The 24,630-nt window shown below is 60.5% G+C and carries 24 protein-coding genes; 14 read left to right on the forward strand and 10 right to left on the reverse strand.

From position 1 onward, the window contains the following. Window positions 1-97 precede the first annotated feature (97 nt). On the forward strand, window positions 98-820 hold the full coding sequence (gene pcsA / locus AEQ63_RS11925) for a phosphatidylcholine synthase (protein ID WP_042609341.1): 723 nt from the start codon (window positions 98-100) through the stop codon (window positions 818-820). A 122-nt stretch (window positions 821-942) separates the two neighbouring features. Here pcsA and AEQ63_RS11930 read toward each other — a convergent pair whose 3' ends face one another. The 4 genes from AEQ63_RS11930 to AEQ63_RS11945 all read right to left on the reverse strand — a co-directional run bounded on the left by AEQ63_RS11930 (window position 943) and on the right by AEQ63_RS11945 (window position 3,970). Beyond that, entirely contained in the window at window positions 943-1,755 is an 813-nt protein-coding gene (locus tag AEQ63_RS11930) for a class I SAM-dependent methyltransferase (protein ID WP_064363534.1), read from the reverse strand. Between the two features lie 235 nt (window positions 1,756-1,990). Further along, on the reverse strand, window positions 1,991-3,202 hold the full coding sequence (locus AEQ63_RS11935; RefSeq protein WP_064363535.1) for a cytochrome c biogenesis protein DipZ: 1,212 nt from the start codon (window positions 3,200-3,202) through the stop codon (window positions 1,991-1,993). Window positions 3,203-3,292: 90 nt separating this feature from the next. Beyond that, complete coding sequence (locus AEQ63_RS11940) at window positions 3,293-3,673, reverse strand: hypothetical protein (RefSeq protein WP_042609338.1); 381 nt, start codon at window positions 3,671-3,673, stop codon at window positions 3,293-3,295. A 33-nt stretch (window positions 3,674-3,706) separates the two neighbouring features. After that, on the reverse strand, window positions 3,707-3,970 hold the full coding sequence (locus AEQ63_RS11945) for a DUF2790 domain-containing protein (RefSeq protein WP_042609337.1): 264 nt from the start codon (window positions 3,968-3,970) through the stop codon (window positions 3,707-3,709). 298 nt (window positions 3,971-4,268) lie between these two features. Between AEQ63_RS11945 and AEQ63_RS11950 the strand changes: the two genes are divergently transcribed. The 5 genes from AEQ63_RS11950 to AEQ63_RS11970 all read left to right on the forward strand — a co-directional run bounded on the left by AEQ63_RS11950 (window position 4,269) and on the right by AEQ63_RS11970 (window position 10,217). Further along, window positions 4,269-5,009: a response regulator gene (locus AEQ63_RS11950; RefSeq protein WP_039762337.1), complete on the forward strand. Its 741-nt coding sequence runs from the start codon at window positions 4,269-4,271 to the stop codon at window positions 5,007-5,009. Continuing rightward, a complete protein-coding gene (locus tag AEQ63_RS11955) occupies window positions 5,006-6,316 on the forward strand; it encodes an ATP-binding protein (RefSeq protein WP_042609336.1) in 1,311 nt (436 codons plus the stop codon). The genes AEQ63_RS11950 and AEQ63_RS11955 overlap by 4 nt, the downstream gene beginning before the upstream one ends. A gap of 150 nt (window positions 6,317-6,466) precedes the next feature. Then, a complete protein-coding gene (locus AEQ63_RS11960) occupies window positions 6,467-7,513 on the forward strand; it encodes a class I SAM-dependent methyltransferase (RefSeq protein WP_064363536.1) in 1,047 nt (348 codons plus the stop codon). Window positions 7,514-7,647: 134 nt separating this feature from the next. Then, entirely contained in the window at window positions 7,648-9,330 is a 1,683-nt protein-coding gene (locus tag AEQ63_RS11965) for a hypothetical protein (protein WP_064363537.1), read from the forward strand. A gap of 53 nt (window positions 9,331-9,383) precedes the next feature. Then, window positions 9,384-10,217 (forward strand): NAD-dependent protein deacetylase, encoded by an 834-nt coding sequence (locus tag AEQ63_RS11970; RefSeq protein WP_064363538.1) that lies wholly within the window; start codon window positions 9,384-9,386, stop codon window positions 10,215-10,217. Window positions 10,218-10,367: 150 nt separating this feature from the next. Here the strand turns inward: AEQ63_RS11970 and AEQ63_RS11975 are convergent, their stop codons facing one another. After that, window positions 10,368-11,984, reverse strand: a complete 1,617-nt coding sequence (locus AEQ63_RS11975; RefSeq protein WP_064363539.1) for a L,D-transpeptidase family protein — start codon at window positions 11,982-11,984, stop codon at window positions 10,368-10,370. Between the two features lie 153 nt (window positions 11,985-12,137). Between AEQ63_RS11975 and AEQ63_RS11980 the strand changes: the two genes are divergently transcribed. Then, the gene (locus AEQ63_RS11980; RefSeq protein WP_064363540.1) at window positions 12,138-12,851 is read left to right on the forward strand and encodes a murein L,D-transpeptidase catalytic domain family protein; all 714 of its coding nucleotides are present in this window, start codon (window positions 12,138-12,140) and stop codon (window positions 12,849-12,851) included. Here AEQ63_RS11980 and AEQ63_RS11985 read toward each other — a convergent pair. Then, a complete protein-coding gene (locus AEQ63_RS11985; RefSeq protein ID WP_064363541.1) occupies window positions 12,848-13,468 on the reverse strand; it encodes a cell wall hydrolase in 621 nt (206 codons plus the stop codon). The genes AEQ63_RS11980 and AEQ63_RS11985 overlap by 4 nt on opposite strands. A gap of 197 nt (window positions 13,469-13,665) precedes the next feature. Between AEQ63_RS11985 and AEQ63_RS11990 the strand changes: the two genes are divergently transcribed. From AEQ63_RS11990 to AEQ63_RS12010, 5 genes are all read left to right on the forward strand, one after another. Continuing rightward, window positions 13,666-14,517 (forward strand): CAP domain-containing protein, encoded by an 852-nt coding sequence (locus AEQ63_RS11990; protein ID WP_064363542.1) that lies wholly within the window; start codon window positions 13,666-13,668, stop codon window positions 14,515-14,517. Between the two features lie 119 nt (window positions 14,518-14,636). Beyond that, complete coding sequence (gene moaA / locus AEQ63_RS11995) at window positions 14,637-15,635, forward strand: GTP 3',8-cyclase MoaA (protein WP_064363543.1); 999 nt, start codon at window positions 14,637-14,639, stop codon at window positions 15,633-15,635. A 25-nt stretch (window positions 15,636-15,660) separates the two neighbouring features. Further along, complete coding sequence (locus tag AEQ63_RS12000) at window positions 15,661-16,560, forward strand: bestrophin family protein (protein WP_064363544.1); 900 nt, start codon at window positions 15,661-15,663, stop codon at window positions 16,558-16,560. A gap of 589 nt (window positions 16,561-17,149) precedes the next feature. Further along, window positions 17,150-18,514, forward strand: coding sequence for a glutamine synthetase family protein (locus AEQ63_RS12005; protein WP_064363545.1), 1,365 nt, complete (start codon window positions 17,150-17,152; stop codon window positions 18,512-18,514). A 146-nt stretch (window positions 18,515-18,660) separates the two neighbouring features. Further along, the gene (locus AEQ63_RS12010) at window positions 18,661-19,944 is read left to right on the forward strand and encodes an NAD(P)/FAD-dependent oxidoreductase (protein WP_064363546.1); all 1,284 of its coding nucleotides are present in this window, start codon (window positions 18,661-18,663) and stop codon (window positions 19,942-19,944) included. 104 nt (window positions 19,945-20,048) lie between these two features. Here AEQ63_RS12010 and AEQ63_RS12015 read toward each other — a convergent pair whose 3' ends face one another. Beyond that, window positions 20,049-20,834, reverse strand: coding sequence for a DeoR/GlpR family DNA-binding transcription regulator (locus tag AEQ63_RS12015; RefSeq protein WP_064363547.1), 786 nt, complete (start codon window positions 20,832-20,834; stop codon window positions 20,049-20,051). 83 nt (window positions 20,835-20,917) lie between these two features. Here AEQ63_RS12015 and AEQ63_RS28780 point away from each other — a divergent pair, with 83 nt between their 5' ends. Next, window positions 20,918-21,082: a hypothetical protein gene (locus AEQ63_RS28780; RefSeq protein WP_165839223.1), complete on the forward strand. Its 165-nt coding sequence runs from the start codon at window positions 20,918-20,920 to the stop codon at window positions 21,080-21,082. Window positions 21,083-21,089: 7 nt separating this feature from the next. Here AEQ63_RS28780 and AEQ63_RS12020 read toward each other — a convergent pair whose 3' ends face one another. After that, window positions 21,090-21,983: a LysR family transcriptional regulator gene (locus tag AEQ63_RS12020; protein WP_064363548.1), complete on the reverse strand. Its 894-nt coding sequence runs from the start codon at window positions 21,981-21,983 to the stop codon at window positions 21,090-21,092. An 85-nt stretch (window positions 21,984-22,068) separates the two neighbouring features. Between AEQ63_RS12020 and AEQ63_RS12025 the strand changes: the two genes are divergently transcribed. After that, window positions 22,069-22,845, forward strand: coding sequence for an NAD(P)H-dependent oxidoreductase (locus AEQ63_RS12025; protein WP_064363549.1), 777 nt, complete (start codon window positions 22,069-22,071; stop codon window positions 22,843-22,845). A gap of 177 nt (window positions 22,846-23,022) precedes the next feature. On the opposite strand, the gene AEQ63_RS12030 is transcribed toward AEQ63_RS12025, so the two are convergent. Together AEQ63_RS12030 and AEQ63_RS12035 are read right to left on the reverse strand one after the other, a co-directional pair. After that, window positions 23,023-24,042 (reverse strand): AbrB family transcriptional regulator, encoded by a 1,020-nt coding sequence (locus AEQ63_RS12030; protein WP_064363550.1) that lies wholly within the window; start codon window positions 24,040-24,042, stop codon window positions 23,023-23,025. 134 nt (window positions 24,043-24,176) lie between these two features. Next, window positions 24,177-24,599 (reverse strand): HD domain-containing protein, encoded by a 423-nt coding sequence (locus AEQ63_RS12035; RefSeq protein WP_064363551.1) that lies wholly within the window; start codon window positions 24,597-24,599, stop codon window positions 24,177-24,179. Window positions 24,600-24,630 lie beyond the last annotated feature (31 nt).

Here is a 24,630-nt window from a genome sequence, read left to right on the forward strand (position 1 = left end):
CCAAACCGGTCGATAGCTGCAACCCGACCCGGTTTGCCGACGCCCTTCCTGACGATGGGCGATACCCGGCTTGCTTCACTTTCTGGAGAACGCCCCCGTGATATCCACCGTACACATCGCCAGGCTGAAAGCATGGGGCGCCCATGGTTTTACCGCGACCGGCGTGGTCACCGCCTTCCTTGCCACCCTCGCCCTGCTGGAAAACCAGCCGATCCATTGCCTGATGTGGCTGGGCGTCGCGCTGATCGTCGACGGCCTCGATGGCGCACTGGCGCGCAAGGTCAATGTGCAATCGGTGTTGCCGAGTTTCGACGGCTCGATCCTTGATCTGGTGATCGACTACCTGACTTATGTGTTCATCCCGGCACTGTTTATCTACCGCTACATTCCCCTCCCCGATTACACCTTGTTGCTGACGGTGTCGGTGATTCTGGTGTCCTCGCTGTTCTGCTTCTGCAACGTCAACATGAAGAGCAAGGACAACTACTTTGTCGGTTTCCCGGCGGCCTGGAACGTGGTTGCGCTGTGCTTGTACATCATTGGCCCGGGGCCGTGGATCACCTTCCTCACCGTGATCGGTCTGGCGCTGCTGACGGTGACGCGGATGAAGTTCCTGCACCCGTTCCGCGTGCGCCGTTTCATGCCGATCAACATTGCGGTGACGGCGATCTGGCTGTTGTGCAGTCTGTCGCTGGTGCTCAATCACCCGGTAATCAACCCACTGGTGATGGGCTTGTGGCTGCTGATGTCGGCATATTTCCTGGGGATCTGCATCTGGCGCACGGCGCTGGAGTGGTTTGATCGCGGCCACTCGAAATAAGCAAATCCCCCTGTAGCAGCGAGCCTGCTCGCGATAGCGGTGTATCAGTCGAATGATTTTCAGCTGACCCACCGCTATCGCGAGCAGGCTCACTCCTACAGGGGTTGTTCATTTGTCCAGAACTAACGTTTGGTTATCACCACTTCCAGATACTCACTCGGCACCACCAGCGACGCCTCTCCCGCCCGGTTCGAGCGGTTGAGCAACTCCGTCAGATCATCCTCCAGCGCCTGCCCAGCCTCTGGCGTCAACACCGCAAATGCCTTGTGCACCGGCCCGTACCAGTGGCGAAAGATGTCAATGAAATGCGCCGCGGAGCGATAGCGGAAGTTGAAGTGGTTGCGCGTCACCCGCACGACAAAATCGCGATCATCGAAATGCTTGTGCAGCCATGCATCCGAGCCCCAATTCGATGGAGGCTGTGCAACCGCAGGCGGTGGCAGATGCTGACCGAGGATCTTGAACATCTGACCGACGAAGCCCTCCGGCGTCCAGTTCGCCATACCGATCCGCCCGCCCCGACGACAGACCCGGCCCAGCTCACTCGCAGCGGTCACCTGATCGGGCGCAAACATCACCCCAAACGTGGACAGCACGGCGTCGTAGCTTTCGTCGGGAAACGGCAGCGCTTCGGCATCGGCCACCTGGAAAATCACCTCCAGATGCTCGGCCCGGGCGCGGTCCTGACCGCGCTCCAGCAGTGCCGCCACGTAATCGGTCGAGGTCACCACACAACCGCGCCGCGCCGCTGCCAGAGTGGCGTTGCCATTGCCGGCAGCGACATCCAGCACTTCTTCGTCACAACGCAGATCGCGGGCTTCGGCGAGGCATTCGCCGACGATTTGCAACGTGGTGCCGATCACGGCGTAGTCGCCACTGGCCCAAGCGACTTTCTGACGTTCCTTCAGGGCAGTGAGATCAATCGGGGTACTCATGACAGCGAGCTCCGTGGCATAGAGAATGCACAGGCTGCGACGCGGACCGTGCTTGCTCACTATCGCGCCGAGGCTGCCCGGCGTCCCTGTCAATCGTCCGGCGAGCCCATAAACCGGGGACTTTGCCGATGAGCGGTGGAAATCTGTCAAGCCCATGAAACAGGTTGGCTGGCATAGGGCTGCAGATACTGGCAATGGCTCATGGGTCGCGACCCATGAGCCATTGTTATTGCGATCAAGCCGCCGGCGCCTTGGCCTCCTCCAGCAACTGCTTGATCATCTGCTCCTGCTCCGCATAACGACCTTCACCGAAGTGGCTGTAACGCACTTGGCCCTTGGCGTCGATCAGGTAATGCGCCGGCCAGTACTGGTTGTCGAAGTGGCGCCAGATCGCGTAGTCGTTGTCGATCGCTACCGGGTAGGTGATGCCGAGTTTTTTCACCTGACCCTTGACGTTGTCGATGATGCGTTCGTAGCCATACTCCGGCGTATGCACGCCGATCACCACCAGGCCGTCCTTCTCATATTTCTGCGCCCAGTCTTTGACATACGGAAGGGTGTGCTGGCAGTTGATGCAGTCGTAGGTCCAGAAATCCACCAGCACCACTTTGCCGCGCAGGGATTCGGCGCTGAGTTCGGGGGAGTTGAGCCACTGCACAGCGCCGGACAGCGACGGCATCGCGCCCTGGGCGTCGTCCATCATCGAATCCGCGCGGACCTTGCTGACGAAGTAGTCGACCACTTTCGGCACGTTTTCCAGGACGTTTTTCTCGACGCTGGCAACGCCTTCCGAAGAGGTGTTGGCGAGCAGGGTTTTGTCCGCGCCGGTGGCGATCACTGCGACCGTAGCCAGCACCGCAACCCCGGCACCGCGGCGCAACCAGCCACTGAACGGGATCGACGGCTTCAGTCGATTGACCAGACCGCGCCCGGCGAAGATCAACGTGCCCAGCGACAAGGCACTGCCGGCGCCGTAAGCCAGCAGCAACAGGCTGGTCTGCGCATTGGCACCTTGCAGCATCGCGCCGGTGAGAATCACTCCAAGGATCGGCCCGGCACAAGGCGCCCACAACAGGCCGGTGGCGACACCGAGCATGATCGAGGCCATGGGTCCTGCGCGTTTACGGGTGTCCTGATCGAGGCGATTGCCCAACGCGACAAAGGGTTTGGTCAGCCAGTCACCGACCCGGGCCGAGATCAGCGACAGGGCAAACAGCGCCATGACCAACAGGGCCACGTGGCGGCCGGTGTTGCTGGCCTCAATCACCCACTCGCTGCTGACCACGGCGAGGCTGGAGATCAACGCAAAGGTCAGCGCCATGCCGCCGAGGGTGAGCAGGATCGAGGAGCGTGTACGGTTGGCGCCAGCGAACAGAAACGGCACCACCGGGAGGATGCACGGACTGAGGACGGTCAGCAGACCGCCGAGAAATGCGATGAGGTACATGACGGGTCACCTTGAAATGGGGGCTGGGCGCACAACCGGGCAGCGAGGGGATATGTCCGCCTCGCTAGCTCGCTTTATTGACGCCGTGGCTCATGCGTTCTGGCCGTCCAGCAACTGCGCTTGTGGCGTGCGACTGGCACCGTTTTCCGCGACCAGTTGGCCCTGCGGTGTGCGGCTGGAACCATCAGCGGCGAGCGTCTGGCCCTGCGGCGTGCGGCTGGAACCGTCAGCGGCAAGCGTCTGGCCCTGCGGCGTGCGGCTCGAACCATCAGCGGCGAGCGTCTGGCCCTGCGGCGTGCGGCTCGAACCATCAGCGGCGATCAGTGCATCGCTGCCCTCCTTCGCCACTGTGGTCAGCTGAAAGCAGGTGCTGCTGGCGCAACTGCTTTGCTCCACGGCACTGTTGGCGTGGGCGGCGGCACCGGTGAAGGCGAAGGCTGCTGCGGTCAGAAAGCGCGAGACGTTGTTCATGGCAAAACTCCTTGCAGAAAAAGTAGGGATGACTCAGTTCTGGTTGTTGCAGCCGTCAGCGAATTTGCTGTAATCCAGCTCGCGGGTCTTGCCGGCGGAATCGAGGTAGGTCATGCGCGCCTCGGTGATGCCGCAGGTCACCGAGGTGTCTTCGGTCATCGACAGCACTTTCTTGATATCCAGATGGGTGCCGTAGGTGTAGGTTTGCCGGCTGACGTCAGCTTCGGCGTGGGCCGACAGGGTGCAGATGTTCAGAGCGGCGAACAGGCAGGCGGCGAATACGGATTTGTTGTTCATGGTGGTGTCCTCAAGGCTTCAGTGGGTTTTGAGCCGAGGCAATCTGTGTGTGCCTCGATGGAGCCTATTTGAGGCGCTCGAGGTATCGCGTCTGTGTCAGGAAAGGACGAGAATCACTCGTTGTGTATCCACGCCATGTGTAGATACACAGCGATACAAACCCCGGTAAAAATCGCGTTTTTGCGTCGGCGTGTATCCGCCGTTGCGGCAGATACACTGCAATACAAAGGCAGGCAGGCGTGCGGTTTCCGGCGCTATAGACTGCACGGCATTCCCCTTTTGACAGAGGCTTGAACCGATGGAACATGTCGATCACATTCTCATCGTCGACGACGACCGCGAGATCCGTGAACTGGTAGGCAACTACCTGAAGAAAAACGGCCTGCGCACCACAGTGGTCGCCGATGGCCGGCAGATGCGCAGCTTCCTGGATGCCAATACTGTCGACCTGATCGTGCTCGACATCATGATGCCCGGCGACGATGGTCTGCAGCTGTGCCGCGAATTGCGCGTGGGCAAACACAAGGCGACGCCGGTGCTGATGCTCACCGCGCGCAACGATGAAACCGACCGCATCATCGGCCTGGAAATGGGCGCCGACGATTACCTGACCAAACCCTTTGCCGCCCGTGAACTGCTGGCGCGGATCAACGCCGTGTTGCGCCGCACACGCATGTTGCCGCCGAACCTGGTGGTCACCGAAGCCGGACGCTTGCTGGCCTTCGGTCGCTGGCAACTGGACACTTCGGCGCGGCACCTGCTCGACAGCGACGGCACCATGGTTGCCCTCAGCGGCGCCGAATACCGCCTGCTGCGCGTATTCCTCGACCACCCGCAACGGGTGCTCAGCCGCGATCAGTTGCTCAACCTGACCCAGGGTCGCGAGGCCGATCTGTTCGACCGTTCCATCGATCTATTGGTCAGTCGCTTGCGTCAACGTCTGCTTGACGATGCCCGCGAACCGGCCTACATCAAGACTGTGCGCAGTGAAGGTTATGTGTTTTCGCTGCCGGTCGAACTGCTTGGGGCGTCGGCATGAAACTCAAGCTGCAATGGCCGCGCACCCTCGCCTCGCGCCTCTCGCTGATTTTTCTGATCGGGCTGATTCTGGCGCAGGGCCTGTCGTTCGGCGCGCAGTATTACGAGCGCTACCAGAGCGCGAAAAGCACCATGCTCGGCAACCTTGAAACCGACGTCTCGACCTCGATGGCGATCCTCGATCGCCTGCCCGCCGCCGAACGCGAGGCCTGGTTGCCGCGCCTGGCACGGCGCAATTACGGCTACCTGCTCAATGAGGGCGAACCGGGCATGCCGGTGACCTCGGCTGAAGAATCCGTTGCGATTGCCTCGATTACCGCGGCCATCGGCGGCACTTATCCATTGGTGTTTACCGAGGTTCCCGGCGGTCCGAGACGACATTTCCAGGGCCATCTGCGCCTGAGCGACGGTAGCCCGGTGACCATCGATATCCGTCCGGCGATGGTGCCGCTGTCGCCGTGGTTGCCAGTGGTGCTGCTGGGCCAACTGGCGCTGCTGATCCTCTGCACCTGGCTCGCCGTGCGCATCGCCATTCGCCCCCTCACCCGCCTCGCCAATGCGGTGGAAACGCTCGACCCCAACGCGCATCCGATCAAACTCGACGAGCAAGGGCCGACCGAAGTGGTCCACGCAGCGCGGGCGTTCAACGCCATGCAGACGCGCATCGCCGCCTACCTGAAAGAACGCATGCAACTGCTCGCCGCGATTTCCCACGACTTGCAAACACCGATCACCCGGATGAAATTGCGTGCGGAGTTCATGGACGACTCGGTGGAAAAAGACAAACTGAGCAGCGACCTCGGCGAGATCGAACATCTGGTGCGCGAAGGCGTGGCCTACGCCCGCAGCGTTCACGGCGCCACCGAAGAAAGCCGCCGTACCGATCTCGACTCGTTCCTCGACAGCCTCGTGTTCGACTATCAGGACATGGGCAAGGACGTGCAGCTCGGCGGCAAGAGCAAAGCGGTGATCGAAACCCGTCCGCAAGCGCTGCGCCGGGTCCTGGTGAACCTGACCGACAACGCCCTGAAATTCGCCGGCGCCGCGCAACTGCAGGTCGAAGCGCAGGGCAACAGCCTGTCGGTGAAAGTCCTCGATCGCGGCCCGGGCATCGCCGAGGCCGAACTGGCGCAGGTGCTGGAACCGTTTTACCGCGTGGAAAACTCGCGCAACCGCGACACCGGTGGCACCGGGCTCGGGCTGGCAATTGCCCAGCAATTGGCGATGGCGCTGGGTGGTTCGCTGCTGCTGAGCAATCGCGAGGGCGGCGGCCTGTGCGCTGAGCTCAGGTTGCCGCTGCCACGCTGAGAAAAACACCGACTAGACTCAATCAGTACCCAGTCGAGGGGGCCGCAGGACTTCTGCTGTGCCCTGCCCTTATCCGTGACCACCGCCCGGTGGCGCCTGCCTCGACATTCAACGCCGCCGGACGGTGATCCTGTTTCAGGAGCACACGTGATGAATGAGGCGAAGCTCAACGAATTCATGGGCAAACTGGTCAGCGACATGGGCGGCGCGGCGATGCTGGCCAATGTCATCGTCGGCGAAGAACTCGGTCTGTACCGGGCGATGGCCGACAGCCAACCGATCAGCCCCGAAGCCCTCGCAGCAAAAACCACCTGCAATCCGCGCCTGGTGCGCGAATGGCTCAGCGCCCATGCCGCATCCGGTTACATGGAGCACCTCGACGGTCAGTTTCGCTTGCCGGAAGAACAGGCGCTGGCGCTGGCCGTGGAGGATTCGCCGGTGTACGTCGCCGGCGGTCTCGGCGTGGTGGCGTCGTTTTTCCATGACAAGGACAAACTGGTCAAAGCCATGCGCGGCAATGGCGCGCTGTCCTGGGGCGATCACCACCCGTGCATGTTCAGCGGCACCGAACGCTTCTTCCGCCCCGGCTACAAAGGTCACCTGATCGCTGAATGGCTGCCGGCACTGGAAGGCGTGGTGGCGAAACTGGAACGCGGCGCCAAAGTCGCCGACATCGGCTGCGGCCACGGCGCCTCGACGGTGATCATGGCCCAGGCGTTTCCCAGGTCGCAGTTTGTCGGCTTCGACTTCCACGCGCCCTCCGTCACCGTCGCCACGCAACGGGCCGAAGAAGGTGGCGTGGGCAACCGCGCCAGATTCTTCGAGGGCACGGCGAAAAACTATCCCGGCGGCGACTACGACCTGATCTGCTTTTTCGATTGCCTGCACGACATGGGCGACCCGGTCGGCGCCGCCCGCCATGCCCATGAGGCGCTGAAAGACGACGGCACGGTGTTGCTGGTCGAACCGTTCGCCAACGACAAACTGGACGACAATCTCAACGCGGTCGGGCGCCTGTTCTACGCCGCCTCGACGTTTATTTGCACACCCAATTCGCTGTCACAGGAAGTCGGCCTCGGGCTCGGTGCCCAGGCCGGAGAGCTACGCTTGCGCAAGGTATTCACCGAGGCCGGGTTCAAGCAGTTCCGCCGCGCCGCGCAGACACCGTTCAACCTGATATTGGAGGGAAGGAAATGACTTCATCAAACGGCACATACTGCAGAAGAATCAGCCGATGTGTGCATTTCCAGAAACATCGTACGGCACCTTAAAATTCGTTTGATAATGCGATACCCTTTCGTTCAATACAGCTTTTGCAGGGAAGTCCAAAAATGTCGGAATGCGGTGAACAGTATATTGCTGACATTAAATCCATTGAGGATTTGTATACCAACAATCACAACATCGTTTACCAATCAATTCCTTCGGCGAATCAATGGATACCCGAATTGCATCTCGCCGCCTTGGCAAAAGGAGATGAGACTGTCGACAGTGTTAAAAAGTTTGCGTCAGCAGATCACAGCGTGAACTTCAGGGCATTGATTAACGCCATCCTGAAAAGCTATCCCGATTCACTCTCCGAATTTGAGCCCTCTTACGAGAAAACTCTGGCACTCAAAGAAAAAGCTGAGCACCTTTTCACCTATGAACATGATTTATTACGCATGCTGCATGACGCCTCGTCAGTAAATGAACGTTTATGGAAAATCAGCCGCCATGCAGATTCCGGTTACAAAATAGAGATCGCCAGCTCTCGACAACGCACGGCCATGGATTTGCTTTCAGAGAAAGCGGATTACCTGTCGCGCCCCGATTCGATTCGGTACATGTTGGACCATCCAGGGCATGATGCAAACTTTGTGTCTTTCGCGCTCAAGACAAAACTGACCGATCTCAGCCCCATAACGATTGGGACCGAAAGATCCTGGCTGGATTTCCTATCGCGGCTGGGTATTCGCGAGGACGAATTATTGTTGTTCCAGGCGTTACTACCCTATATCCATAAGCGGCAGCGTCATTTCTGGTTTAAAAAGTCAGATCTGGTCAAGATTACCCAGTCGCTCAACAAGCAATATAAAGTGGCGAAAACGTCAAGTGCCCAGATTGAAAATCTGCTGGACAAGCTGATCCCGGATTTAAAAGAAGCTGCCGATTCGGGACTCGCAGTGCCTTTTGTAAAAATCGGTGAGTGGTATATGTTCTGGCCGTTTGCCTATAGTGTCCTCCACCCAAATCTGACATTACTCGCTATTTTGATGAAGCGTTCCCAAGACCATTGGAATAACACCGTCGGATCTCAATCCGCCACCGTCGCAACTTACCTCGCCAGCCAGTTGAAAAAAAGTCCTGACATTGAAGTTACCACTTGCAGAGTCAAGAAAAATACTGGTGACATAGACGTCGCCATTTACAACAAGACCATCAATACACTGGTAATCTGCGAAGTAAAAACCGTTTTCGACCGGTTCAGAACCAATCACCAACACAAAAATTTCAGTCAGCAGCGCGTCAATTACAAAAAAGCTGCGCAACAGCTCATCGCTACCCAAAAAGAAATTGAAAACGGAAACTGGCAGATAAATGACATCTTTCCAACACTCCGACCAGCCACGACACCAAAGATCCTGAAAACAGTACTTACATGGTGGGACATCTTCGACCCTTATAAGGGAACAGAATTTTCAGACATCGCGACTTCAAACTTCATAACGTTTATCTATGCCTTCAACCAGTGCGACGGTGACTTGCAGGGCCTGCATCATTCGTTACTTGAGCTGGCAGCATTGCCATGCCCGGCCATGCGTATTTTCAATGCGATAGACGAACAGGAGTTCCGGTTAAAGTGGTCGATCGACAAGCAAACCGATTGTCTTCCCCCTGACAATGACCCACGCTGTATGGTCCTCTCTGGCTTAAGCAAGCAGTTGCTGAGCGAGATAAAGCGCTTTCCGGAAAACTGGAGGCAGCAAATGGTTGAGAGAAAAGAAGATCCAAACTGTGTCGTGTTTCCCTAAGCTATACGTCGTCACAGGTCTGGCCCATTCTTGACAAGCCGAGGAGTACGGACATGAGCAGTGAGCGAGAACTTGACGCTCTGGCCGAGTGGATGATCAACGGATCTTTCCTGGTACTTACCGGCGCTGGCATCAGCACGCCTTCGGGCATTCCGGACTACCGCGACAGCGACGGCGTGCGTCGCGGACGGCAGCCGATAATGTATCAGGAATTCCTTTCTGCCCCGGAATCACGCCGTCGCTATTGGGCCCGAGCCATGCTCGGCTGGCCGCGCGTGCGCCAGGCGCGGCCGAATGCAGCGCATCAGGCGCTGGCGACGCTGCAGCAGCGTGGCCGGATCAGCGATCTGATCACGCAGAACGTCGACACCTTGCACGATCAGGCCGGTAGTCACGATGTGATCGAACTGCATGGCAGCCTGCATCGGGTGCTGTGTCTGGATTGCGGGCAGCGCAGTCCGCGCGATGAGATTCAGCGCCAGATGGAAGCGGAGAATTCCTATCTGAGCGGCGTTGATGCGGTGCAGGCGCCGGATGGCGATACCTTGCTCGACCCGGCATTTGAAGCGCGCTTCCAGGTGCCGCAGTGCCCGCATTGCGCGGGTGAGCGGATGAAACCGGATGTGGTGTTTTTTGGCGAGAACGTGGCACAGGCGACCGCAGCGCGGGCGATGGCCGCTGCCGAGAATGCGGCGGGGTTGCTGGTGGTAGGGTCGTCTTTGATGGCGTATTCGGCATTTCGTTTGTGTCGCGTGATTGCGGAACGTGGCAAGCCGTTGATGGCGATCAATCTGGGCAAGACTCGGGCGGATGAGCTGCTGGATTTGAAGATTGAAGGGTCGTGTGAGGTGCTTTTGCCTTGGATAGTTGAAAAGCTGGAACGGTGAGATTTTGAGTATTGGGTTCGGCTTGAAATCGGCCCCTCACCCTAGCCCTCTCCCGAGGGAGAGGGGACTGAACGAGGTGTTTGTACGGGATTCGTCGGCCTGAAATCACTCATCGAACTCAGGTTTTTGATTGCCGTGCTGGTGCCAGACTCAATGCGCCCGATCCAGGCCCACCAATAAAGCGCTGTCGCGACTGTAGATATCCGGCGCGTATCGCACGTGGCCGCTGCTGTCGACTTGCGCCGTCCAGTAGGTCATCAGGATCGGCACGGGGGAAGACAGGCGAAATTCGTGGGTGGTACCGCTGGCGAGCAGTGTGTCGGTGCGGGTCTTTTCTGCCGGTGACAGCAGCAGATCGCGCAGTTGCAGCGGATGCTCGACACGCACGCAACCGGAGCTGAACGCCCGTGGACCTTTTTCAAACAGCGCCTTGCTCGGCGTGTCGTGCAGGTACACCGAGAACGGGTTGGGGAAACGAATGACCATTTGCCCCAGCGGATTGCGCGGGCCGGCGTCCTGGCGCAGGAGGATGTTGCCGGGGTTGTCCCAGTCGATGTCCGCTGCCGCCAGGGGCTGACCGTTGGCATCGAGCACTTGCAGGTTCTGGCGGCTGAGGAAGGTCTGGTCCTTGCGGATTTCCGGCAGCTTGTCTTCTTTCCAGATGGTGGGCGGCACGGTCCAGGTCGGGTTCAGCGTGAGCCGGGTGACGCGGGATTTCAGCAGCGGTGTCTGGCGCTCGGCGCGGCCGACCTGGGTGCGGGTCTGCCACACCGGCTGACCGCTCTGATACAGCGTCAGCTCAGCGGCCGCGACGTTGACTACCAGACCGCTGGGCTCCATGTCCTGGGCCATCCAGCGGAAACGTTCGAGATTGACGCGCAACTGATCGCGGCGAGTCAGCGGGCTGATGTTCAGCTCGGCAATCGTACCCGGCCCGACCACGCCGTCAGCCTGCAACGAGTGACTGGCCTGAAAATGCTTCACCGCTTCCACCAGCACGTCATCGTAGGCGTTGTCCGGCGTCACGATCACGTCTGCCAGATAACCTTCGTTGTACAGACGCCGGGCGAGTTCCGGCACGCGCTGGTCTTCCATCGCCGGGCGCAGCAGCGGGCCGTTGCCCACCGGCCGCCATTGCGGCAGGGCCTGCAAACGTTGTGCGGCATACAGCTGACGCAGGCTCTGATACTGAGGCAGATGCGGACGGGCGAGGTCGAACGCTGCAGCAATGTCGTTCACCCCCGGCACGGCAATGCTGAGCAACTGCGCCTGACGATCGGTCGGCGGGCCGTCGACATGCCACAGCGGTTCGAAATGCGACTGCAACAGACGACCGTAATGCAGATCCTGCAAGGCCTGCAGGTAATGGCGGCTGATATCGATATCGGCACACAACTCGCCGTCCTGCGGCGGTGACGCCGGCACAGCATAGCGATTGGGATTCAGCCCATCGTCGGCCAACAGCTGCAATTGCGCGCGCAATGCCGGCAATCGAGCCGATTCACTTGCCCACACTGGCATCCAGTCCTGCTGTGCATAGAACGCCTGCAATTGACTCAGCGCCGGGCCGTTGAGACGCGGAGCAATGGCCGGGCACGACTGCGCCAGGCTGATCAACACGGCCTGCAACGGGCTGCGCGGCTCCACCGGCAGTTCCGTCGTCGGCGTCGGCAGGGTTTCGAGCGGGGGCAGCGGCTCATCGGCGCAAGCGACAAACGGCGCAGCGAGCAAACAAATGCTCAAGTAGCATGCGTACTTTTTGAACAACTGCTTTACTCCAATCCATGGCCGTCCAGATGACGGTCAACCTTACATCAGGTGCGCTGAACAGTCAGGCTCCAGCCTCGGAGCCTGCGGGTATTGACTGGGAGTCAGGAGCCAAAGTGCCGTTTATGTAGCAAGTTGAGGACACTTTATAAAATGTTGACGTTTTTGCGCCGACTTCTGTTGAGCACCGCGACCCTTGTCGCCGTGACCAGCCCAGTATTTGCCGCCGGCAAGCCATCGCCGGTTCTCTACAACAGCCTCGCCCACGCCGCGCCGGAACTCAATCCCCAAGCGCTCAAAGGTGCATTGAACGCCATGCAGTGCGCGGTCAACAACGGCGCAAAGCCCTCGCGGCATCTGGCGATCATCGACTATTCGCAACCGTCCACCGAACGTCGTCTGTGGATCTTCGACCTGAGCAAACAGAAATTGGTGCTGCGGGATCTGGTCGCCCACGGTTCCAATTCCGGGGAAAACTTCGCCACACAGTTTTCCAACCGCGAAGGCAGTTATCAGTCCAGTCTCGGCCTGTTCCGCACCCAGGAAAGCTACGAAGGCACCCACGGCTATTCACTGCGCATGGACGGCCTGGAACCCGGTTTCAATGATCTGGCCCGCGATCGCGCGATCGTGATTCATGCCGCCAGCTACGTGAACCCGCTGTGGAGCAAGCGTCAGGGCCGCATCGGCCGCAGTCAGGGTTGCCCCGCCGTGCGGCCGCAGATCGCCAAACAGGTGATCGATCGCCTGAAGAACGGCCAGTTCATGTTTTCCTGGTACCCGGATCAGCGCTGGCTGCAAAAGTCACCGTACCTGAACTGCCAGCCGCAGCAGGTGGCGAGCATTCTCAACACCCACGCCAGTTAACGCGCGCCGCCGCCGGCGGGTTTGTAGAACAGGAACCTGCCGGTCTGCGCGGTGTTGCGATAGGCCTTGGCCCAGCTCGGGTGCACGCCGCGGTCGTGAAAATACAGGGCGCCGCGGGTGCGGTCCTTGAGCTGGCGATTCAACGCCTTGCCAGCGATTTCCTTGGCCAGCGCGTATTCGGCGTCTTCCTTGACCTGATCGGGCTTGCCATCGCACCACCAGGAAAACTGACAGTTGCCGCTTTCCGAGCCTTGCTTGACCACCGCGCACACCGTGTCGGGAAAGCCTTCATGGCCAAGGCGATTCATCACCACGCTGGCGACGGCCTCCATTTCCGGGGTGTCCTTGCCCTTGGCTTCCCAATAGATGCTACGCGCCAGACAGGTCAGCGGATCGTCCAGCGGCGCGGCCCCGGCCGGGTCCACTGCCTGCGCTTCGGTGGGGGTGATGGCCTCGGATTTCGGCGCCGGAGCAGCACTGACTTTATCCGCCGCTTTCTCCTCCAGCACCTCGGCTTTCTGTTCCGCCTTGGCCTCGATCGGGGCCTGAGCGCCGGCCCATGCAGCGCCGGCAAAAACAATCCACAACAAACCGCCCGCCAAGCCTTTCAATCCCATGTCGGTTCTTCCGTCAGCGCCCGTCGGGGGCAAGATGTTACGTCGGTGAGACGCCCGGTTTGCGGGGTCTTCGCAGAGTGTAGCGAGCAAATACGCGGGCACACCAGTGCAGAAAAAATCCGCCGCAAAGAAAAACACATTCACCCACCGGGGGCCTTTCGCGCATCATGGGCGCATTCAGCTCAAGGGAGATTTCCATGCGCTTCATGCCGTCCGTTTTGCGTTGTGCCGCATTGTCGCTGGGCGTGGTGTTCGCCACCTCGGCGCTGGCCGCCGATGAACTGCAATTGATCGAGTCGATCAACAGCTATCGCAGCCAGCCGCAGCGTTGCGGCAGCCAGGCGTCGAACGAGTTGCCACCGTTGTCGGCCGACCCGCGCCTGCGACTGCCCGCCAGTGGCGCGGTCGATTTGCAGCAGGCCATGGCCAGCGCCCGCTATCCGATGGTCAACGTTCAGGCGATCACTCTCAACGGCCCGCGCGATGCGGCGTCAGCAATGAAGGCGATTCAGGAAAGCTTCTGTCAGGTGGTGCTCGACCCGCAGTTTGTCGATATCGGCGTTAACCGCGTTGACCGTGACTGGCGCATCGTCCTCGCGCGGCCGTTGCTGACGGCGAAACTCGGCGATGCGCAAAGCGAAGGGCAAAAGCTGTTGGCGCAACTCAATACCGCGCGCAGTCAGGCCCGTCAGTGCGGCGGCCAGTCCTTCGCGGCGGCAGCACCGCTGGCCTGGAACGCCACGCTGGGCACCATTGCCCAGGATCACAGCCGCGACATGGCCAACAATAATTATCTCGACCACAAGGACCGCGACGGCCGCACACCCGGCGACCGCGCCGAACTGTCCGGTTACAGTGGGCAACTGGTTGGCGAAAACATCGCCGCCGGGCAGGACACTGTCGGCAAGGTCGTCGACGGCTGGCTCGCCAGCCCCGGTCATTGCGCCAACCTGATGAACCCGCAATATCAGGAACTGGGCGCCGCGTACGCAACCGATCCGAAAAGCAACGCCGGCATTTACTGGACGGCAATGTTTGGCGCACCGTAAGGCATCATCGACGCCGTCAATCACTCGGTCAGCCAGAGTGATTGGACGGCGTGGCGAGCGCAGCCTACCCTGCGCGATCTGCGCCCGCTGACGGCGCTCCACATCCACGAGGCGAGCCCATGACACAGCGTGAATTGATCGATGGTCACAACCGCCGCGTGGATTATCTGCGCCTGTCGGTCACCGATCGCTGCGATTTTCGCTGCGTCTACTGCATGGCCGAGGACATGCAGTTCCTGCCGCGCCAGCAGATCCTCACCCTCGAAGAACTGTTTCAGGTAGCGCAAAGCTTCGTCGCCCTCGGCACGCGCAAAATCCGCCTGACCGGCGGCGAGCCGCTGATCCGCCCCGGCGTCGTGCAGCTGTGTGAGCAGATTGCCGCCCTGCCCGGCCTGCGCGAACTGTGCCTGACCACCAATGGCTCGCAGCTGGGTCGGCTGGCCAGGCCGCTGTTCGAGGCCGGGGTCAAGCGTCTCAACATCAGCCTCGACAGCCTCGATCCGCAGCGTTTCAAGGAACTGACGCGCACCGGCGATCTGGCGCAAGTCATCGACGGCATCGATGCCGCCCGTGCCGCCGGGTTCACTCGCACCAAACTCAATTGCGTGGTGATGCAAGGGCGTAACGACCACGAGATCAACGATCTGGTCAGTTTCGCCATCGAGCGTGATCTGGATATTTCCTTCATCGAAGAAATGCCGCTGGGCGCGATTGCCGAACACAGCCGCGCCGAGTCGTTCTATTCCAGCGCGCAAGTGCGCGAACGCATCGCCGAACGCTTTACCCTGATCGACTCCACCGAATCCACGCAAGGGCCGTCGCGCTACTGGCGCGTAGCCGAAGCGCCGAACATTCGCCTGGGCTTCATTTCACCGCACAGCCACAACTTTTGCGGCACCTGCAACCGCGTGCGCCTGACCGTCGAAGGTCGCTTGCTGCTGTGTCTGGGCAACGAGCATTCGATGGACCTCAAAGCGGTGTTGCGCGCGCATCCGGGCCACCCGGAACGCTTGGAAAACGCGATCATCGAGGCAATGAAACTCAAGCCCTATCGACACAACTTCGAAGTCAACGACGACGTGCAAGTGGTGCGTTTCATGAACATGACCGGCGGCTGATTCGCCGCGCAACAGGGACCGCGAGATGATCGTCAGACCGAGACCCAATCAGTTCGCCGTGCTGTTCACCCTCAGAGGTTCGATCGCCAAACGCATTGCCGTGCGCACCTTGATGCTGACGCTGCTGGCGGCGGTGATTGTGCTGGTTGAAATCCTTGTGCCGCGCTACTTCGCCGAGATCAACGCGACACCGTTCACCCTGCTCGGCCTATCGCTGTCGATTTTCCTCAGCTTTCGCAACAACGCCTGTTACGACCGCTGGTACGAAGGCCGCAAGGCCTGGGGCGAAGTGCTGCTGCGGGTGCGCGCGGTGATGCGCGAAACCCAGGGCATCGACGACGCCAGCCTGCGTCGGCAACTGTTGCGCAATTTGTGCGGGTTTGCCCATGCATTGAACGCCCGGCTACGCACAGAGAGTGAGGCGCAGGCCAGTGCCGACTGGGTCAGCCCGCCGATCGACGAGGCTGTACCGGACCACTGCGGGCAGATCCTGCACCAGGTCGGGCGCCAGTTTTCCGAGCTGGAAACGGCCGGTGTGCTGTCGCCATGGCGTTATCAATTACTGGCCAGTCACCTGACCTGCCTGAGCCAGGCCCAGGCCGTGTGCGACCGGATCAAGAACACGCCGCTGCCTTTTCCTTATACCCTGCTGCTGCACCGCACCATCTACCTGTTCTGCCTTTTGCTGCCCTTCGCCATGGCGCAATCGCTGGGTTGGTTGACGCCGCTGTTCACGGCGATTGTCAGTTACACCTTTTTCGGCTTCGACGCGATTGCCGATGAACTCGAAGACCCGTTCGGGCGTGATGAAAACGACCTGCCGACCGACGCACTGGTGCGTACCCTGGAGCGCGACGTGCTGCACGAACTCGGCGTCTCGCCATTGCCGCCCGCGCCGCAACCGGACGATTACGTACTGCGCTGAAAGGCATGGCGGCAAGCAACGATAGGGCCCGGCGTGTTCACTCTGGACCGAGGTGCGGACATTCGCGAGCAGGCTCGCTCCCTCAGTTGAAATGCATTCCAATGTGGGAGCGAGCCTGCTCGCGAAAAAGGCAACTCGCTCAATCAGACCAAACGCACCAAGCGACACCGGCAAATTTTGCGTTTACACGCGCGCGAATTCCCCCTTACTATCCGGGCACACCGGTCGCCGGGCCCGCCCTGCTGCCGACGCTTTCCGCCAACGGAAACACGCGTTATGAGCACGTCATCACAACAACCCCAAAGGTTGCACGTCTCTGCCGTACGCGCCCACTGCAAGCGGGGCCGCGTATGAACCGCATCGTCAATCTGCCCATGGCCCTGCGCCGTTCCAAGCTGCGTCACTCCGCACGCCCGCCGGATATCGCCTGCTGATTTCTGTCAGTCACTAAGCCATTGTGGCGAGGGAGCGTGCTCCCTCGCCACAGGTTCTGTGTCCTCTGACTGATCTCCCTATGAAATCCCTGCCGGGACGCACTGCGTCCGGCCGAATCTGCGCGCCCGTGCGGCGCCATCGTGAGTGATTTGCCATGAAATTCGCAGCCATCGAAGACGCACGCCTGTTCCTCGAACAGAACCCCGATATCGACATGATCGAGCTGTTCATCCTCGACGCCAACGGCGTGCCGCGCGGCAAGCTGTTGCATCGTGAAGAGCTGCTCGCCGTGTATGAAAGCGGCCGGCCGCTGCCGAGCACGATTCTCGGTTTGACCGTGCAGGGCGAGGACGTCGAGAACTCCGGACTGGTCTGGGACGTCGGCGATATCGACTGCCGCGCCTATCCGCTGCAAGGCAGTCTGGTGCGCCTGCCATGGCGGCAGATTCCGACTGCAGCGGTGCAGGTCAGCATGCACCCGACCGAAGGCCTGCCGGCGAGCATCGCTGATCCTCGGCACTTGCTGACCAAGGTGATCGACGGGCTGAAGGCCGAGGGATATCACCCGATCATGGCCTGCGAGCTGGAGTTCTATCTGCTCGACGCCAAACGCGATCACAACGGCCGCCCGCAACCGGCGCTGGACGCTGATGGCGGGCGACCGCGACACACGCAAGTCTACGGTTTGCGCGAGCTGGAACAGATCGAACCGTTCCTCGCTGACCTCTACAGCGCCTGCAAACTGCACGGCATTCCGGCGCGCACGGCAATCTCCGAATACGCCCCGGGCCAGGTGGAAATCACCCTCGAACACGGCGATGCACTGGCTGCGATGGATCAGGCGGTGCGTTACAAACGCCTGGTCAAAGGCGTGGCGCACAAGCACGGCATGCAGGCGACATTCATGGCCAAGCCGTTCGACGATCTAGCCGGCACCGGCATGCACATGCACGTCAGCCTCGCGGACGCCGACGGCCGTAATCTGTTCGCCTCGCAAGACCCGGCCGGCACACCGCTGTTGCGCACGGCGATTGGCGGCATGCTCGCGTCCTTGCTCGATTCGCTGCTGCTGTTTTGCCCCAACGCCAACTCCTACCGACGTTTCCAGGCCAACAGCTACGCGCCACTGGCGCCGACCTGGGGCGTCGACAACCGCACGGTCAGCCTGCGCGTTCCCGGCGGGCCAGCGCCGACGCGACACATCGAACACCGCCTCTGTGGCGCCGACGCCAACCCGTATCTGGCAGCGGCGGCGATCCTCGCCGGCATTCATCGCGGCATTCGTGAAGAGCTGGATCCGGGCGCGCCGGTCGAGGGCAATGGCTATGCCCAGGCCAAAGAGCTGTTGCCGACCGATTGGCTGACGTCGTTACAGGCGCTGGAAAATTCCGCGTGGGCACGGGAGGCGCTAGGGGAGGAATTCCTTGGGGTTTATCTGGCGGTGAAGCGTGCCGAGTATCGGCAGTTCATGGCGGAAGTGGGTGAGCAGGATTGGCGGTGGTACCTGACCGAAGCCTGACGATTCACCACAACCCCTGTAGGAGTGAGCCTGCTCGCGATAGCGGTGTGTCAGACAATTGATTTTTGACTGACGCACCGCTATCGCGAGCAGGCTCACTCCTACAGGGGACCGTGTACCAACCTGAATTTTTTGTGGACGCTGACATGACCATTCGCTGCAATTCCTACTACACCGCCACCCTCAACCACGACACCGACTACCCCACCCTGCAAGGCCGGCACAAGGTCGATGTGGTGATCATCGGCGGCGGTTTCACCGGTGTCGCCACTGCTGTCGAACTGGCGGAAAAAGGCCTGAAAGTCGCCATCGTCGAAAGCCACAAAATTGGCTGGGGCGCGACCGGACGCAATGGCGGGCAAGTCACCGGCAGCCTCTCCGGCGACGGTGCGATGCGCAAACAGATGCGCACCAGTCTTGGCGATGACGTCGACGATTTCATCTGGCACCTGCGCTGGCGCGGGCATGAAATCATCCGCCAGCGCGTCGAGAAATATGCGATCCAGTGCGACCTCAAACACGGCCATCTGCACGCGGCGTACAAGCCGAGCCACATGACCGATCTGCGCAAGGACTACGACGAAGCCGTGCGCCGAGGTCTGGGCGATGAAGTGAGCCTGCTCGACCGCAGCCAGGTTCGTGATTTGCTGCAAAGCGAGCTGTACCACGGCGCAATCAAGAACACCCGCAACATGCACCTGCACCCGCTCAACCTGTGCATCGGCGAAGCGCGGGCGGCCGAAAGCCTCGGTGCGCTGATCTTCGAAAACAGTGAAGTGCTGGAGATCATTCACGGCGACAACCCTGGCGTGCGCACCGCCCACGGCCAGATCGACGCCAATCAGGTGATGCTCGCCGGCGACGTCTACCACAAACTCGAACCGGGTCAGCTCAAGGGCAAGATTTTTCCGGCCATGGGCGGCATCGTCACCACCGCGCCGCTCGGCGATCTGGCGCAACAGATCAACCGCGAAGACCTCGCCGTCTATGACTGCCGATTCGTCCTTGATTACTACCGGCTCACCGCCGACGGCAGGTTGCTGTTTGGTGGTGGCGCGAATTACAGCGGCAAGGACTCACGGGACATTGCCGCCGAACTGCGCCCGTGCATCGAGCGCACGTTCCCGGCGCTAAAAGGCGTGCCGATCGATTACCAGTGGAGCTGCGCCATGGGCATCGTCATCAACCGCATCCCGCAACTGGGCAAGCTCTCGGACAACGTCTGGTACTGCCAGGGCTATTCGGGACACGGCATCGCCACCACGCACATCATGGGCGAAATCATGAGCCGGGCGATCACCGGGCAGTTGGAGCAGTTCGATACTTTCGCCGCGTGCCAGCACATTCGCGTACCGATGGGCGACCTGCTTGGCAACCCGTTGCTCGCGGCGGGAATGTGGTATTACCAGATGCTTGAGCGGTTGCGCTGACCGGACCGGCCCTTTCGCGAGCAGGCTCACTCCTACATTTTGAAATGCGGTCCCCTGTAGGAGTGAGCCTGCTCGCGATGAGGCCCTCAAACCCAACAAAAAACTCAATCCGGCAACTGCTCCACCACAATCCCCAACCGCTGATAATCCTCGACATTCCCCGACCCCGGATGCCGCTCGGTAATCAGCCTGTGCAGGCGCGTGCACGGCGCCACCACAAACGGCTCCACCGCACCGAGCTTGTCCGCCGTGGTCACCGCAATTACCCGCGTCGCGCTGTTGAGCATCGCCTGTTTGATCGGCACTTCATCGAAATGCAGCGAGGTTATCCCGACCTCGGGATGAATCGCACAAACGCCGGTAATCGCCAGATCAGCCTTGATCCCCGCCAGCAGTCGCAGCGCTTCCTGACCACTCGCCGACATCGAATGCGGATTCAATTCGCCGCCCGCCAGAATCACTTTCACGCCCTTGTATTCGGACAAGGCAATCGCCGTCAGCGGTGATGCGGTCACGGCGGTAATGCAGATGTCGGCGGGTAACGCCCGCGCTACCTGCAAGGTGGTCGAGCCGGAGTCGAACAATACAATCTGCCCGTTCTCGATGTGCTGGGCCGCCAATTGCGCCAGGCGCACTTTGATCTCGTCCGTCTCATCCAGGCGGGTGAAGTAATCCTTGCCGGAATCTTTCGGTCGCGGCAACGCCCCGCCATGCACGCGCTGCACCAGACCGGCGTTGTCCAGTTCGGCGAGATCGCGGCGGATGGTGTCTTCGGAGACTGCAAAATGCTGGCTCAGCTCGGAGGCCATGACCTTGCCGTCACGTTCGAGAAGCAAAAGGATTTTCTGCCGGCGCAGCGAAGGCAATTCAGCGATGGAGTGGTCGTGCATGGTTGTGCCTGTTTGTGCTTGTAATTGCAGGTTTCAGCGACACTAGCGAAAGTCTCGGGCGAATACAAACGCAGCGGCTATCAATGCTTTCGATCATTGGAATCAACAAGGCGAATTTTTTCTTTGCGTTGCGCCTGTTCACAATGGCCCCACTCTTAAAAGCTCAGGATGAACCGCCCATGAATCTCAATTTCGCCTTCGCCTGCATGATCGTCGTGTCGTTCGCGATTGCCCTGGGCCACGCCTGACAACAAGTCAAACCGAGGCGAGCAATTGCTCACGCAACCATTTATGTGCCGGATCGCGGTGCATGCGCTCAGCCCAAAACATCGCCATTTCATAACCGGGCACCTGCAACGGTGCATCGACCACTTGCAGCGCCGGATTGCCGCGGACCAGGCGTGACGGCAGCATCGCCACCAGATCGGTGCTGGCCAGTACCGACATCGCCATCAGAAAGTGCGGCACCGACAACACCACTTTCCGCGCCAGGCCGACCTCGGCAAGGGCCTTGTCGGTCACGCCGAAAAAGCCTCCGCCCTCTCGCGACACCAGCACATGCTCCAACTCACAGAATTGCTCGCGGCTGGGCGCCCGGGTCAATCCCGGATGACCGATGCGCCCGGCCAGCACATAGCGTTCAGTGAACAACGGTCGCCGATGCAACTCCGCCGGCGCGTCCTCGCTGATATGCAGGGCCAGATCGAACACGCCCTGCTCGGCCTGCTTGACCATTTGCGCCGGCGTCAGGTCGATGATCGCCAGCCGGGTGCCCGGGGCCTGTTCGCGCAAATGGCTGAGCGCTGGCAGGACGACAGTGGATTCACCGTAATCGGTCGCGGCGATTTCCCAGCTGTTATTCGCCCGCGCCGGGTCGAACACATCCGCTGGCGCCACCGCCCTTTCCAACGCCTCCAACGCTTCACGCAATGGCTCGCGCAGTTCATCGGCGCGGGCGGTCGGGCGCATCCCTCTCGGACCGGGCAGCAACAGCGGATCGTTGAAGATTTCGCGCAGTCTGGCCAAATGCACGCTCACCGACGGCTGCGACAAATGCAGACGCTGCGCCGCGCGGGTGACGTTGTGCTCGGCGAGCAATACGTCGAGGGTCAGCAGCAGGTTGATATCGAGGCGTCTCAAATTATTCATGGCTATACCAGACATATCAGACATTCATTTCCAATATACCGGGCGAGCGCCGATCCTGCAGTCATCAACTCAAGGAGCACCCGACATGAATGTATTACTGGTTTACGCTCACCCTGAATCGACTTCGTTCAACGGCTCGCTGCGCGACTTCACCGTCCAGCGACTGCAAGCTGCCGGACACTCCGTGCAGGTGTCCGATCTGTACGCAATGAACTGGAAACCCGTGCTCGACGCCGATGACGCACCGCAGCGAGATCAATCGCAACCGTTCCACGCCTCCCTCGACTCGAAACGAGCCTACGCCGACGGCACCCAGGCCGCCGACATCGCCCGCGAGCAAGAGAAACTGCGCTGGGCCGACGCACTGATCCTGCAATTCCCGATGTGGTGGTTCAGCATGCCGGCGATCCTCAAGGGCTGGTTCGACCGTGTCTACGCCTACGGCTTCGCCTATGGCGTCGGCGAACACTCCGACAGCCGCTGGGGCGAGCGATACGGCGAGGGGAAAATGCAGGGCAAACGGGCGATGTTGCTGGTTACCACCGGCGGCTGGGAATCGCACTACAGCCCACGCGGGATCAATGGGCCGATGGACGATTTACTGTTTCCGATTCAACACGGGATTCTGTATTACCCAGGGTTTGATGTGGTGCCACCGTTTGTGGTGTATCGCACCAGCCGGATGGATGAGGCGCGGTATGGCCAGACCACTGAGGAACTGGGGTTGCGCCTGGATGAAATGTGGAGTGTGCGGCCGATCGGGTTTCGGCAGCAGAATGGTGGGGAGTATGAGATTCCGGGGTTGACGTTGAAGGATGAGATTGCGCCGGGCCTGGAGGGTTTTTCAGCGCACATCCGCTAGCCCCTCACCCTAACCCTCTCCCAAAGGGAGAGGGGACTGACCGAGTTGTTCTGGCAAATTACGCCGACCTGGGATATCGAGCCGAACTCAAGTTTTGATCCCCCCCTCGCCCCCTTTGGGGGAGAGGGGGATGGATCTGACTGACACGCCGTAATCGCCAGGCACCACTGGCTTGCTTCAAGTTTCCTGGCGCACCCGCCGAAACTGCACCAACAACGCCGGGGCAAAATGCAGCAGCACCATCCGGCTCAGATGATGCGTCAGGATAAACACCACATTCAGCCCACCCCCAAACGCGACGATCGCAATCGTCTCGATCGCGCCAGGCATGTACGCCAGCCACAGCGACAGCGGATCACTGCCCAGCCACCGCGCAGCTACCTCAGCAAACATAGCTGCGACGACGATCATCAAACCCACCGAGACCAACGCCGTGCGCCCATGTCGCGCCAGTTCCGCGATGCCAAGTCCCTGAAACCGCGAGCCGATGCGCACGCCGAGAATCAGTGCCGCCAGGTTCAAACTCCACTCCGGCATGTGAAAGCCATGCAGCCATCCCGACTTCACAAACACCGCGGTAAGGAGGATCGCGGTAAGCATGAATGGCGCCGGGACGCCGATCAGCAGCAGCAAACGCCCGAGCAATACGCTCAAAGCGATGACTGAGCACGCGGTCAGCGCCATGCCTGTAGTCAACGGATCGCTGGCGACTTCCGACACCGCTGCTTGCCCGGGAATGAGCACGCTCACCAGCACGGTGATCAATAGCAGCCGCATCAGGTGCACGATGATGACCTTGCTCGAAGCCTTTTCCGATTCAAGCAAATCGAACACCGCGGCCAATGCGCCGGGATACACCGCCAACAGCGCATCGGTGCGATTCCAGCCGGCGCCGCGGGTGAGCCACCAGCCAGCGAGGGCGATTTGTACGGCCAGGCAGATCAGCAAGATGCCAAGGCTGGGCAACATCGTCGAGGCCGTTTCGCTGTCCCAAGCTTCGAACATCAGCCCGGTGGCGATACCCAGCGTGACCTGGATGTAGCCAAGTCCATAAGGGGTTGCCGGGGCGATGCCGGTTTTGCTGGCAAACAACGCGGTCACCACAATCGAGCCCAACAACAAGCCGTGAGGCAGACCTTCAAACTGCAACAACGCGCCGAAACCGGCTGCAATCAACAAGCACACAATGGATTTCATAGTCGCCTTCCTGGCTATCCAACTGACACACCACCATTTCCCTGTAGGAGCTGCCGAAGGCTGCGATCTTTTGATTTTTTAAGATCAAGATCAAAAGATCGCAGCCTTCGGCAGCTCCTACGGGGGGTTGCGTTTTATGCGCGAAGCCGTGCAATCGCCCGCCGATACTTCTCGACCCGCTCCAGATCCTCCCAACTCGGCGAGGCGATCCGCGAGATATCGCTGTTCTCTTCCAGATCCGCCAGCTTCACTACCCGGCCGATCGGGTTCTGCGCGGCGCGATCGACGAAATCATCATAGGATTCACCGGGCAATTTGCTCACTGCTGCAATCGCCGCCAGCACCTCATCGCTGAAACCTTCCCCGCGCAAATCATCCAGACTCACCCCGCAATCCTCGACCACATCGTGCAGCACAGCGACGATGCGTTCTTCCAGCGTGTTCATGCGCAACATGACTTTCAGCGGATGCAAAATGTACGGCGCGCCGCCCTTGTCCACCTGCCCGCTGTGGGCCGTGGCGGCAATGGCGATGGCGCGTTCGAGGGTTTGGGCCATGGGAATCGAATCCTGCGCTGGATGTTTCTGA

Source organism: Pseudomonas sp. RIT-PI-o, assembly GCF_001297215.1.
Lineage (GTDB): Bacteria > Pseudomonadota > Gammaproteobacteria > Pseudomonadales > Pseudomonadaceae > Aquipseudomonas > Aquipseudomonas moraviensis_A.